Here is a 12634-nt window from a genome sequence, read left to right as displayed (position 1 = left end):
GCGCCGCGCCGCGGCGCTCCTTCAAAGGTTATTACTCGCCTGCGTAGACGGGCTTCCCGTCGGCCTGGATGTCGGCCTTCCAGGAGGTCTTGATCAGGTCGACGACGCTGTCGGGGATCGAGACATAGTCGAGCGCCTTGGCGGTTTCCTTGCCGTCCTTGTAGGCCCAGGCAAAGAACTTCAGCGCTTCACCGGTGGCGGCGGCATCGTCGGGAACCTTGTGGATCAGCACCCAGGTCGAAGCAGCGATCGGCCAGCTGGTGTCGCCGGGTTCGTTGGTGATGATGACGTTGAAGTTCTTCGCGCCTTTGAAATCGGCATTCGAAGCAGCCGCACCGAAGGATTCGAGCGACGGCTCGACGACCTTGCCGGCGGCATTCACCAGCTTGGAGTAGGAAAGGCTGTTCTGCTTGGCATAGGCATACTCGACGTAGCCGATGCTGCCGTCGGTCTGCTTGACGGTATTGGCGACGCCTTCGCTGCCCTTGGCGCCTACGCCCGTAGGCCATTCGACGGCTGTATCCGAACCGACCTTGTCCTTCCAGTCGGGCGACAGCTTGACCAGATAGTTGGTGAAGTTGAAGGTCGTGCCCGACCCGTCCGAGCGATGCACGACGGCGATCGCGGTGGACGGCAGGGTCAGGGTCGGGTTCAGCGCCTTGATCGCAGCATCATCCCAGGTGGTGATGGCGCCGAGGTAGATCTGGGCCAGGGTCGCGCCGTCAAGAACCAGTTCGCCCGGCTTGATGCCGGTCAGGTTGACGATCGGCACGATGCCGCCCATCACCATCGGGAACTGCACGAGGCCGTTCTTTTCCAGGTCGGCATCGGACATCGGCTTATCGGTGGCGCCGAAGGTCACGGTCTTGGCGATGACCTGCTTGATGCCGCCGCCCGAACCGATCGACTGGTAATTGAGGCCGACGCCGGTGTCTTTCTTGTAGGTGTCGGCCCATTTGGCGAACACCGGATAGATGAAGGTCGAGCCGGCGCCGGAAAGATCAGCTGCCATTGCCGCGGAAAGGGTGAAAGTGGACGCCGTAGCCATTGCGATCGCAACGGCCGCCGAGCGGATGAAATGTCTCATGTGGCCTGCTCCTGTTCGGAAGATGGTCTCTCGGCGCCATTGCTCTCGGCGCCCGCTGAGGCCAATAGCCTTCGATTATTACAGTCGCATGACAGTTTGATGTCACCCCGGTAACGCATGATCGGGACGAACAAATTGTGGACTGGCCAGCACTCCCGATGGAGCCCGGCTTTGTCCCCGGAATCAGGGACTTGCGACGTTTAGGCCCGAGGCTGGCCGGCGATTTGAGATCAGCAGGGCTTTATAAAGAAAAGCCGGACGGGAGCGCGTTGCTCTCGGCCACGGTGTCGTGGCCGGGCCATCGCCGAAAACAGGTCCGTTGGGGTAGGTTGACGCTGTCTCATGCCGGCGGTCGCTGCTCCCGCCCGTAACTGGGAAGAGCGGAATTCGAATACGGCCATTGTCTTGATCAGGCACAGTTTTGATATGGTGCGATCGCGCCATAGTGCTGCGCGCGGGACGCGTCGCGAATCTTTGCTTGGCTTCTCGCGAACCGGTGCGGCGGGAACCCCTTACCCGGCGTTGCGCTGAGCCTGACGGCTGGCGCCGATCCAGCGCTCGACCTTCTCGAGCAGGGCCCTGGGGCTGATCGGCTTGGGCAGATAGTCGTCCATGCCGGCCTCCAGGCAGCGCTCGCGATCGCCTTTCAGCGCATGCGCGGTGACGCCGACGATCGGCACATGCGTGCCGGTTTCTTCCTCCAGCCGACGAATGGCGGCGGTTGCCTCCAGCCCGTTCATCTCCGGCATCGAGACATCCATCAGGATCATGCACGGATTGAGCCGGCCGAAGGCGTCGAGCGCCTTGCGGCCATTGCCGACGATCTCGAAACCAAAACCGGTCTCGCCGAGAATCTGGGTGAACACTATCTGGTTCACCTCATTGTCCTCGGCCACCAGTATGTCCAGCCTGTCGTCGCCACCCGTCGTGGCTGGCCGTGGGCGAATCGAAGGCGGCTGCAGCAGCGCCCGCTGTTCCGCCGGCGCCGACGGCTGTGGCCGCGCTACAGGGACGGTGCCTGCGAGCGGCAGGTCGTCGCCGCCGCTCGTGTTGTGGCGATGCCGCTGGATGGTGGCGACCAACGTTTCCAGCAGCACCGATGAGCGCGCCGGCTTGATCAGCTGGGCATCGATGCCGAGATCGCGATAGCTGGTGTTGGCGAGCGACTGGTCGACCGAGGTCAGCATGATGATCGGTGTGCGGGCAAGGCCGGCGGTGTTGCGCACGATCCGCGCCATTTCGGCGCCGCTCATCTCAGGCATCTGGTAGTCGAGCACGACGCAATCGACCGGCACGCCATAGGCGGCGGCGGCGATCAGCACTTTGAGGCCCTCGGCGCCGCTTTCGGCCGCGCAGGAATCGAACGTCCACGATGTCATCTGTTCGGTCAGGATGGCCCTGTTGACGGCATTGTCGTCGACGATCAGCACGCGCGCGCCGGTCACGTCGATCGGCATGATGCGCTGCCCGTTCTGCTCTCCGGCGCTGGGCAGCGTGACCGCGAACCAGAAGGTCGAGCCCTTGCCTTCGGCGCTCTCGACACCGATGTCGCCGCCCATCAGCTCGACGAGTCGCGAGGTGATGGCGAGGCCGAGGCCGGTTCCCTCGTGCCGCCGCGTCGATGAGGTGTCGACCTGGCTGAACTTCTCGAACACGAGTTTCAGTTTTTCCTCGGGGATACCTATGCCCGTATCGGTGACCGAGATGGTGAGCTTTGTTCCGATCGCAACCCTCTCGCCGGTGACATCGACCAGCACATGGCCTTCATCGGTGAATTTCACCGCATTGCCGAGCAGGTTGGTGACGATCTGCCTGATGCGGCCCACATCGCCGACGAACAAGCTCTCGAGACGAGGCTCAACGCGCACGATGAGCTCGAGATCCTTTTCCTTGGCCCGTGTCGACACCAGCGTCGCCACATCCTCGATCGCCTCGGCAAGATTGAAGGGCGCCGGATCGAGCACCAGCTGACCGGCGTCGATCTTGGAGAAATCCAGGATGTCGTTGATGATGGTGAGCAGCGCGTTGCCCGATTTCACGATGATGTCGGTAAATGTCTTCTGCTTCGGGTCGAGATCCGATTTGGCAAGCAGTTCGGCCATGCCGAGCACGCCGTTCATCGGCGTACGGATCTCGTGGCTCATATTGGCGAGGAATTCCGACTTGGCGCGGTCGGCGAGAATGGCGCGCTGCCGCGCCTCGCGCAGTTCGGCCTCGCGCGTCTTCAGCTCGGTGATGTCGGTGGTCGAGCCGATCAAATAGAGCGAACCGTCGGATGCGATCATCGCGCCCTTGCGGGCGAATTGGTGCCTGACGCTGCCGTCGGCCGCCGTAACGGTCTCTTCGACCTCTTGCGTTTCACCGGTGCGCAGTACCGCAAGGTCGCTGTCGACGAAGGCTTCGCCATCAGGCCCGAAGATTTCGATGTCGGTCTTGCCGATCGCCTCGTCCTTGCCGAAGCCGGTGAGATCGCTCCAGCCCTTGTTGACGTAGAACTGCCTGAGGTCGGAGCGCTTGGCGTAGATCGACACAGGTACGTTGTCGATCAGGCTGCGGAACACCTCGTTCTCGCGCATGCTCTCTTCCAGCGCGCGCTCGCGCGCCTTGACGTCGGTGATGTCGGTGCTCGAACCGACCAGATGCACGGATCCGTCCAGCGCCACCAGGCGGCTCTTGCGCGTCATCAATTGCCGAACCGTGCCGTCGCGATGGGTGACGGGTTCCTCGACCTCCTTGACGGCGCCGGTCACCGCGACTTGTGCATCGTCATCGCTGTAGCCATCGGCGTCCTGCGCACCGAACAGCTGGCGGTCGGTGCGGCCGATGACATCCTCCTTGCCCAAGCCCGTGATCGCGCACCAGGCTTTGTTGACGAACTCGATGCTCAGGTCCTGCGCCTTGATGAAGGCGGCGACCGGCAATTCGTCCAGCACATGCCGGAACAGATCGATCTGGCGCATCGAGTCGCGCAACGCCGCCTCGCGGCTCTTGATCTCGGAGATGTCGACGCGAACACCGATGAAGGTGCCATCGTCGGTCCGCATGTCATAGACCTGATACCAGCGGCCATCGGGGTTGTGACGCTCGTAGGAGGAATTGGGCAAGCGGTAGCGGGCGAGGATCGCGTCCAGCCAGCGATCATGGTCGCTGTCGTAGAGCTGGTCGACTTGCGGATCGCCACTGTTGCGGAAATAGCCGTTCGCATGGCCGAGGACGAGCGCCTCGCGGAATGTACAGCCGGGCTGCCATGCCGGCTTCAAGGCCGGCAGCGTGTCCTGGATCTTGCGGTTGGCGAAAACGAACCTGTCGTCGCGATCGTAGATGATCACGGCGGCCGGCAAGGATTCCAGCACGCTGGCGAGATGCTTGCGCGCATCCTGCGCCTCGGTCTCGCGGCGCTTCATGTCGGAAATGTCGAACAGGAAACCGGCAACGTAATTGCGGCCGCTGGGCATGCCGACGCGGCTCTTCCTGACGATGCGCGAACGGCTGGCGCCATCGGCCTCGAAATTTTCTTCCACTTCGTACGGGCGTCCGCTGGCAAGCACGTCCCGTTCGCTCTGCTCGAAAAGCGCGACGGCGTTCGTCGGCAGGAAATCGCCGCCGGGTTTGCCGAGCATGGCTTGCGGCGTCTGGCCGAACAAGGCGGCGAACGCCTCGTTGACGAAGACGAAGCGCAGATGGTCGTCCTTGACGAAGATCGGATCCTTGACCGCGTTGATCACCGCTTCCGCCAGTCGCGCTTTCTCCAGCGCGTCGGCAAGGTCGGCCTCGCGGTCCTTCATGTCGGTGACGTCGACATAGGAGATCAGCCGCTTGCCGCCGGCCAGCGGCGCCATCGACGATATCAGCGTGCGGCCGTCATTGCGCGGGAACTGCCGCGATCCGGCGGTGCCGGCCCTGATTTCCGCCTCGCGCTCGGCGATATGCCGCTGCCATGTCGCGTCGTCGGAACCAAACGGGTCGATGTCGCGGCTGGCATCCATCAGATCGCGGAAGCTGCAGCCGATCTCGGCGCGCCGGGCGTCGATCTGCCAGAAATCGTAGAAGGCACGGTTGATGACTTCGGCGCGCATATCGGCGTCGAGGACGAGGACACCGATCGGCATCTGGTCGACCATGATGCGGAGATTGGCGAAGGTCTCGGCGATTTTGGCGTTGGCGTTCTCGATCTCGGCATCGCGATGCTTGATCTCGGTGACCTCATAGTAGGTCAACAGCCGCTTGCCTCCGGACAGCGCCGTCACCGAGAACATCATGGTCCTGCCGTCGGCGTGGAGAAACTCGCGCGGCGCGACGGAGCCGGCGCGAATTTCCTCGATGCGGGTGGCGAGATAGCGCTGCCATTGCTGTTCGTCGATGTCGCCATAGATGCCGTTGCGGCGGTTGAGTTCCATCAACAGGCTGAACGGAGCGCCGACGGTGACAGTGCCGTCCGGAATCCTGGAAAGCTCGCGATAGGCCTTGTTGACGATCAGCGTGTCGAACCTGGCATCGAGAAGCACGACGCCCATGTGCATGGCGTCCATCGTCCGCTCGAGATCGACCAGATGCTGGTCGGGTTCGCCGACCGCCGATGATTCCTGCCTCGGGGTTTGGAAGGCGCCGGCCAGTGCCGTGATGTTGCAGCCGACACCGCGATAACCGGCGAATTTTCCCTCGTCGTCGAACCTTGGAAAGCCCGATGTCAAAACCCAGCGGCAATCGGCGCTACCACCTTTCAGTTCATAGACGAAGTCGCGAAACGGCCGGTGCGCCTGCAGATCCTCCAGATGCGCGGCACCGCTGCGGTCGCCGTTCAGGACCTGGTTGAGGAAGTCGAAGCGGAACCGGCCAAGCACTTTTGCCGGATCGATGCCGGTGGCTGCCTGGTAGTTTTGCGAAAGCCAGGAGAAGCGCAGTTCGGCGTCGGTCTCCCAGACCCAGTCCGCTCCGGCTTCGACCAGTTGGCGAAGCGCATGGACCGACCCCCTACCTGTGGCGGACGATGATGTATCGTCGCCATGCATTGTCGATTTGCGAGGCCCGCGCTTGCCGCGCGCGCCGATTGTTTCGTCCGCTTCCGCCATGCCGTCCCCACCCCGAAAACCAAGGCCGAACCCTCCTTCGCGGTTCGTCGGCGGAATGTGCCCGAGAAGCATTAACGATCCGCTAACCATAACGGACTCGGCGGACAAATTGACCGGCACGAGCTGCGTTGTTCCGCCCGGTTGTCGGCGGGACCGAAGCCGCTATATAAGCGCTGGCAGGGGTAATGCTGATGTCTGGACGGATCGTGCCTTTTTTCATGGGGCTGGCGCTGCTTTTGGGCAGCGGCTGCTCGCGCAGTTATGACGGCACCGTCGTCATCCCGAGGCCGCTCGATGTCCGGCGGTTCTGGGACCGGCCACCCCCGAATGTCGACTACGGGCCTTCCGAGGTCGAGAACAGTGCCTTTCCGGTGGCGCCACAACCGCCGAGGCGATTTTCCGACAGCAAAGTGATGACGCATGCCGCGCCGAGACGGCACCAGACGAGGCTGCCCGCGTCAGCCTCTCTATCCGCCCCGGCGAAGCCGCTGGTATGCAGGAACGTCAGCGAACCAGGCAAGAGAGCTCGCATGGTTTGCGACTAGATCGCGGTCAAACGAGAAGCGATCGGCAAATAGCTTCGGTGAACTGCCCTCACAGCGAAGCTGCGCCCTTTTTCGGCTGTTTCGCGCCGAGCTTGTCGAGTGCAAGACGAACCTGACGCAAATCGTCCTGCCAGCCGTCATCGTCGTCCATCGGGCTCTCCGAGGCCGCCCGCTGCAGCCCGCGCGCCTCGGATTCGATCTCGCGCAGTTCAGCGATTTTCTGTTCGGTGGTCAGGGAGTCGTCTTCGACGATCTCCAGCACCCGCATTTCCCTGAACGTAGCCATGGCGTTTCTCCTGGCTGATGTCGATCACAACGCCGTGAACGCCTCTCTGTTCCGGATCGCAAGAGGGTTCGCTGCAATAGATTTTGACAGTCGCATGCCTTGAAATTCATCGCGGCCGCCGGCACTTCGGTGTACCGGCTTGCGCGTGTCGAGCGCGGCCATCTGATCGGTTTCAAGGCTGGCGTCGCCTCACGTGTAGGGTGGCAATGATCGTCGAAGGCCTGCGGCGCGACGAACCCGTGATATCCGTTGCCGCCGGGCGCCTTTGAAACCTTTGCCCCGTCTTCGGCGTTCAGTGGCCAAGGAGAACGCAGATGTCGATCCACTTCACGGTCTCGGACCTGACAAGAAACCTGTTTCACTCACTGGGACTGGATCACGAGCGCGCGCCAAGGCCTCTCGACCCCGAGCAAAGCCTGTTGTTGGAATGCTATCTGGCCGGCCAGGTGCCGGAATCGGCCTGGAACGACTATGTCTTCGAGACGCCCGACCTTGCCCGGCATGCCGAGGCAAGGCGCGGCCACCGCTGAGCCGACGAGCCGTGCGCACGGCTGCGGACAGTGACTTGCACTGCTTACGGGCTTACTCCGGAGAGGCGAACTGCAACGTGAACACGTTGCCAGCGATGCCTTGCGCCAGCTTCGGCGAAAAGGTCAGCGGCAGACATTTCCGCAAGGCCGTTGTTGCTGCCTCGACAAACGATTTCTTTGCGTTGGCATCGCCATCCACCTTGATGGCCGTCGGCCTCGGTGGACCGATCAGCGTGCCGTCCCGCCTGAAGCTGAAGCTCAAGGTCACGCTGGCGGTTCCGGCGTCCGCCGGTGGCGTCCAGCATGCCTGGATGGCGGCCCCGACATCGTTCATGGTGTTGAGTTCAGCCGCATTCGAAGGATAAACGGCGCTCGCCAGCATCACGCCCGCAACCGCGACCCGCCTCGCAACGCTTTTCATCGCCAGCCCTCATCTCACGCCTGACCGACAATCCATGCCGGACTGCCGAAATGGATGGTAGGGCCGACGCCGGCAATGACAATATCTCCCGGCAAAGATGACGCCGAAAAAGCGACACCGGACGCGGCTTGCGTGGCCCGATCGCTGCTCGATCATGTCCGGATAGCACAATGCCAGGAAAAGTGTGAAACGGTTTTCCGTCCCGGAATTGCGTCAAACAAGGAGATGGCGCGCGAAAAGCAAAAAGGCCGGCATGGCGCCGACCTTTCCTATCGCTACGACGTTCTGCGCCAGTACATCCGTGGTCGCGGGCCGAAAGCGAATTACCGGCAGTAGACAGGGCTTTGGTTAACGAGTCCTTAAGCTCAGGCCTTGGCCTGCGACTTCACATAGGCGATGTAGCCGCGCACGTCGCCGGCCGGCTCGCTATACGCCTTGCCGAGCTTCTTCTCGACCGCTGCCACATAGTCCTTCGCCCATTTGGGCAGGACATAGTCGATGACGGCCAGGAATTCGAGCGTCGCCGCCAGACGGATGTCGGCGATGGACGGGTTCTTGCCGCCGATGAACGGCTTGCCGTCCCTGAAGAAGCTGTGGAAGACCTCCAGCGGCTCGGCGATCGCGGCCATCGCGGCCTTCTGGGCTTCGGACTTCTTGTCTGGATGGGCGTCGCTGTGGCCGACCTCGCCGGCATATTGCGGAAAACCGAGGAACGGATAAGTGGCGCGCGCCACATAGGGGTAGAGCGTACCGACCAGGTAGAACATGGCGCTGTCGATCATCGCCCGCTTGGCTGGCGCCTTCGGATAGAATTTCTCCAGGCCGTGCTTGTTGGAGAGGTATTGCATGATGGCACAGCTTTCCCACAACACGCCTCTGGGAAGACCCTTGTCCTCGATCATCGGCGTCAAATGGGCCGGGTTGCGCGCCATGAATTCCGGTGAGCGGGTGTGGCCCCAGGCATCGGTCTCGGCGGCATCCAGCCCGGCCGCGCGCGCGAACACCCGAACCGTCATGTTGTTGACGCTGGGCTTCAGCATGCTGAGCTTCACGCCAGGCCTCTTCGCCGGCTTCGCCTTGGCCCTAGGCGCGGCTTTTGCCGTCGCCTTCGTGGCGGGCTTGGCGGCTGCTTTGGCCGCGGATTTCTTCGCACTCTTCGTCGCTGTCTTGGCCATGTGTTCCTCCCTCTGGTCTGTTCAGTATGGGTTCTTCGGTGCCCGGTCGTCCGACAAGGTTGCGCGGGAACGCTCGACGAGCGTCTGGATCGCATCGGCGAGGTGCACTTCCGCGATGTTGTAGTCGCCGCGCGCGACACGCAGCGTGTGCGCTTCCATCAGCACGTCCGCATGGGTGAAGCCCGCCGGCGGCTCGAAGCGGTAGGAGGCGAGTTCGATCAGCAGGCCGAGCGGATCCTCGAAATAGATCGAATCCATGAAGCCGCGATCCTTGACGCCGCTGTGCTTGATGGCGCGCTCGTCGAGGCGTGCGACCGCCTGCAGGAAGGTGACGCGCGACACCGAAAAAGCGATGTGGTGGACGCAACCCGGATCGGTCGGCGTGCGCCGTTTCTCCGGCGTGCGGCTCTCGTCGGTGAAGATAGTGATCAGCCTTCCGTCGCCCGGATCGAAATAGAGGTGGCTTTCGCTCGCCTTGTCGAGGTTCGGCTGCTCGAAGATGAATGGCATGCCGAGCACGCCTTCCCAGAAATCGATCGAGGTCTGGCGCCCAGCGCCGACCAGCGTGATGTGATGGACGCCCTGCGATTGCAGTTTCTGCATTGGCCTTCTCCCCATGGCATCAACTGTCCGCCCGGATCTGCCCGGCACCCCGCGCTCTGCGCGCCGCTTGAGCCTCGGAATCCATGAAGGGATGCTAATGCAATCGGCCCCGCCGCGCCAGAAGCGACGAAAGCGGCGACGCAAGGGGGTAAAGCCGAGATCGGTTGGCTGTGTCAGGCACTTGCGCGGCGAGGAAGATACGCGGCACGCATCGCTACAGGACTTCGCGATGCAGATGGCCGTGGGTAAGATGAGACTGGAGCGCGCAGTCTGCTCGGCTATAGGCGTCGCCAGTACGGCAAGTAGCGTGCCGTGCCGGATATTGGCAGGTACACGCTACGCTTTTGGAGGCCGAAGTCGACGAATCCGGCCGGTGGGCCGAACCGAATACCGACTTACGACCCGCTGCTGTTGACCGTAGTGCCTATATTCGTGAACATGCCGTTGAGCGAATTGCCGACCGCGCCGGCGCCGGTGATGATCGCCAGCGCGATAAGAGCCGCGATTAGGCCATACTCGATCGCGGTCGCGCCAGACTCGTCCCGAGCGAAACGGTAGATTATTTTCCGCATTTCAATCTCCTTGGCTAATAAAGGCAACACTAATATACCGCCGCGAGTTGCGGGGCGGTTAAGGTTCTCGGTTGCGAGTCAGTTAATATTTGCCAGAGAAATGAAATGAAGGCTGGGGCCGCGGGTGCCATCGCGGTCTTCAAGGTTGCGGCCACAAGGTGGGCGCCCGGGATGGCGCGATGGCATTCTGCGAATTTGTCGAAATTCCTTGGTACGCCCAAGGGGAATCGAACCCCTGTTCCCGCCGTGAGAGGGCGGTGTCCTGACCGCTAGACGATGGGCGCGTTCAAGAACCGGCGATATAGGCTGACGGCTGGGAAAAAGCAACTGGGGTTCGGCCGCTTTACCGCTTCGAGGAGAAGACGGCCGTCAGCCTATCGTTTCGGCTCGATCAGGTCCCAGAGATTGCCGTGCAGGTCGGCGAAAACGGCAACCGTACCGTAGGGCTCGAAGCGCGGCGCTTCGCGGAATTCGACGCCCTTCTCCAGCATCGCTGCGTGGTCGCGGGCAAAATCGTCGGTTTCGAGGAACAGGAAGACCCGGCCGCCGGTCTGGTTGCCGATGCTTTTGCTCTGTGCCTCGTCGGAAGCCTCGGCCAGCAGCAGCCTGGCGCCTTGCCCGTTGGCTGGCGCCACCGTGACCCAGCGCTTGCCGCCGCCGAGATCGACGTCCTCGATGAGCAGAAAGCCCAGCCGATCGACATACCAGTCGATCGCCTCGTCATAGCTGGCGACGACCAGGGCGACGGTCGCGACGCGGCGGTGTTCAGCGAACCCGGTCATGCCTGAGGCTTGCGCATCGTTACTGCCCGCTCATTTGTTGCGGATCGCAAAACGGCCGATCAGGCGGCGCTCGGCGATGTCGTAGACGAAGATCGTGCGGCTGCCGTCGGCTAGCTCGGCATCGATGGAGACGCGATTGCCGGACAGCGATTGGCTGACCACCTTGGCACCGACCGGCAGCACGATATCGCCGTTGATCGGTTCGCCGGCGGGGGTCTGGATATCGCCAGCCAGCGGCGGGTTCTCAGGAGATGCTTTGCGGGATTTGTAGACAACCGCCGCGATCACCACCATAAGAGCCAGCAAAAGCAGGCCGAGATTGATGGCCATGAAGCGGATGAGCTTGCCACGCACCTTGTCGATCTCGGGGTCGAGCGGCTTTTCTTCGTCTTCGTCGGCAGCGGGCCGGGCCATGGCAAACATTCCGGAACGGTTTTTCAATGAGCGCTCATAGCGAAGAGGCCCCTGAATTGATAGAGGCCGCGCCGACCGTGCTGGTAGCAGGCGCGGATGCGGCCGGTCAGCGCCTCGACCAGTGGCTGGCGGCAAGCCTCGGCCCGGACATGTCGCGCAGCCGCGTGCAGATGCTGATCAGGCAGGGCGCGGTGAGCGTCAACGGCAAACCGGTCGACGAGACCAAGCGCAAGATGACGCCGGGCGAAAGCGTGTCGGTCGCCATGCCGGAGCCGGAGCCGGCCGAGCCGCAAGGCGAGAACATCGCGCTCGATGTGCTCTATGAGGACGACGAGCTGATCGTCATCAACAAGCCGGCGGGGCTTGTCGTGCATCCCGGCGCCGGCAATTGGACCGGCACGCTGGTCAATGCGCTGATCCATCACTGCGGTGACAGCCTTTCCGGCATCGGCGGCGTGCGCCGGCCGGGCATCGTGCACCGCCTCGACAAGGAGACCAGCGGCGTCATGGTGGTCGCCAAGACCGACCGCGCCCACAAGTCGCTGTCCGAAGCCTTCGCCGATCACGGCCTGACCGGCGATCTCGAACGCGCCTATCTGGCGCTGGTCTGGGGCATACCGCAGAGGCCGACCGGAAAGGTCGATGCGCCGCTCGGCCGCGCCGCCGATCGCGTGCGCCGTGCCGTGGTGCCGGAAGGACGCGACGACGCCCGCCATGCCGTTACCCACTTTGCCGTGCAGGAGCGCTTCGGCGAGACACAGCAGGAATTCGCGACCGCCAGCCTGGTCGAGTGCCGACTGGAGACCGGCCGCACCCACCAGATCCGCGTCCACATGGCGCATATCGGCCATCCCGTGATCGGGGACCCAGACTATGGCCAGGCCTTCCGCACCAAGGCCAACCGGCTGCCCGAACCGCTGAAAAGCCAGGTCAAGGCTTTTCCCCGACAAGCTTTGCACGCCCGGCTCCTTGCATTTCGCCACCCGAGTACCCATCTAACGATGAGGTTCGAAGCACCTATACCGAGGGATATGGAGGAACTCGTAAGCGGCTTCCGCAAGCTCTGAACCTGGTCCAGAAAACTTGAGCAGCATTGTTCACTTCAACGTGACACACTGTTTCGTGTTGAGCAAATGCCTGTCTTTTCTGG

General features: G+C 62.7%; 13 protein-coding genes and 1 tRNA gene. 3 read left to right on the top strand and 11 right to left on the bottom strand.

All coding sequences use genetic code 11. The features are described 5' to 3' along the window. Positions 1 to 31: 31 nt before the first annotated feature. The 4 genes from pstS to NKH03_RS01360 all read right to left on the bottom strand — a co-directional run bounded on the left by pstS (position 32) and on the right by NKH03_RS01360 (position 6987). On the bottom strand, positions 32 to 1087 hold the full coding sequence (pstS, locus tag NKH03_RS01375) for a phosphate ABC transporter substrate-binding protein PstS (RefSeq protein WP_352871901.1): 1056 nt from the start codon (positions 1085 to 1087) through the stop codon (positions 32 to 34). Positions 1088 to 1599: 512 nt separating this feature from the next. After that, positions 1600 to 6156, bottom strand: coding sequence for a PAS domain-containing protein (locus NKH03_RS01370; protein ID WP_352966800.1), 4557 nt, complete (start codon positions 6154 to 6156; stop codon positions 1600 to 1602). Positions 6157 to 6490: 334 nt separating this feature from the next. Then, the gene (locus NKH03_RS01365) at positions 6491 to 6676 is read right to left on the bottom strand and encodes a hypothetical protein (RefSeq protein ID WP_352966799.1); all 186 of its coding nucleotides are present in this window, start codon (positions 6674 to 6676) and stop codon (positions 6491 to 6493) included. Positions 6677 to 6750: 74 nt separating this feature from the next. After that, positions 6751 to 6987 carry a hypothetical protein gene (locus NKH03_RS01360; protein WP_352871906.1) on the bottom strand — a complete coding sequence of 79 codons (237 nt, stop codon included), beginning with the start codon at positions 6985 to 6987 and terminating at the stop codon, positions 6751 to 6753. A 314-nt stretch (positions 6988 to 7301) separates the two neighbouring features. Here NKH03_RS01360 and NKH03_RS01355 point away from each other — a divergent pair, with 314 nt between their 5' ends. Then, entirely contained in the window at positions 7302 to 7517 is a 216-nt protein-coding gene (locus NKH03_RS01355) for a hypothetical protein (RefSeq protein ID WP_352966798.1), read from the top strand. 52 nt (positions 7518 to 7569) lie between these two features. Here NKH03_RS01355 and tolA read toward each other — a convergent pair whose 3' ends face one another. After that, entirely contained in the window at positions 7570 to 7938 is a 369-nt protein-coding gene (gene tolA, locus NKH03_RS01350; RefSeq protein WP_352966797.1) for a cell envelope integrity protein TolA, read from the bottom strand. A 132-nt stretch (positions 7939 to 8070) separates the two neighbouring features. Between tolA and NKH03_RS01345 the strand changes: the two genes are divergently transcribed. Continuing rightward, positions 8071 to 8274, top strand: a complete 204-nt coding sequence (locus tag NKH03_RS01345; protein WP_352966796.1) for a hypothetical protein — start codon at positions 8071 to 8073, stop codon at positions 8272 to 8274. A 29-nt stretch (positions 8275 to 8303) separates the two neighbouring features. On the opposite strand, the gene NKH03_RS01340 is transcribed toward NKH03_RS01345, so the two are convergent. From NKH03_RS01340 to NKH03_RS01315, 6 genes are all read right to left on the bottom strand, one after another. Continuing rightward, positions 8304 to 9113, bottom strand: coding sequence for a glutathione S-transferase family protein (locus NKH03_RS01340; RefSeq protein WP_352966795.1), 810 nt, complete (start codon positions 9111 to 9113; stop codon positions 8304 to 8306). A 21-nt stretch (positions 9114 to 9134) separates the two neighbouring features. Beyond that, positions 9135 to 9716, bottom strand: coding sequence for a VOC family protein (locus NKH03_RS01335; protein WP_352966793.1), 582 nt, complete (start codon positions 9714 to 9716; stop codon positions 9135 to 9137). Between the two features lie 395 nt (positions 9717 to 10111). Continuing rightward, on the bottom strand, positions 10112 to 10288 hold the full coding sequence (locus tag NKH03_RS01330) for a Flp family type IVb pilin (RefSeq protein WP_352871918.1): 177 nt from the start codon (positions 10286 to 10288) through the stop codon (positions 10112 to 10114). 209 nt (positions 10289 to 10497) lie between these two features. Then, a tRNA-Glu gene (locus tag NKH03_RS01325) sits at positions 10498 to 10572 on the bottom strand. A 90-nt stretch (positions 10573 to 10662) separates the two neighbouring features. Then, on the bottom strand, positions 10663 to 11070 hold the full coding sequence (locus tag NKH03_RS01320; RefSeq protein WP_352871920.1) for a VOC family protein: 408 nt from the start codon (positions 11068 to 11070) through the stop codon (positions 10663 to 10665). A 30-nt stretch (positions 11071 to 11100) separates the two neighbouring features. Continuing rightward, the gene (locus NKH03_RS01315) at positions 11101 to 11484 is read right to left on the bottom strand and encodes a fimbrial protein (RefSeq protein ID WP_352966792.1); all 384 of its coding nucleotides are present in this window, start codon (positions 11482 to 11484) and stop codon (positions 11101 to 11103) included. A gap of 26 nt (positions 11485 to 11510) precedes the next feature. Here NKH03_RS01315 and NKH03_RS01310 point away from each other — a divergent pair, with 26 nt between their 5' ends. Then, positions 11511 to 12551, top strand: coding sequence for an RluA family pseudouridine synthase (locus tag NKH03_RS01310; RefSeq protein ID WP_352966791.1), 1041 nt, complete (start codon positions 11511 to 11513; stop codon positions 12549 to 12551). Positions 12552 to 12634 lie beyond the last annotated feature (83 nt).

Source organism: Mesorhizobium sp. M1406 (genome assembly GCF_040317555.1).
In the GTDB taxonomy this organism is placed as follows: Bacteria; Pseudomonadota; Alphaproteobacteria; order Rhizobiales; family Rhizobiaceae; genus Mesorhizobium.
Note: the sequence above shows the minus strand (reverse complement) of the source record. Positions and strands in the feature narration are given on the sequence as shown.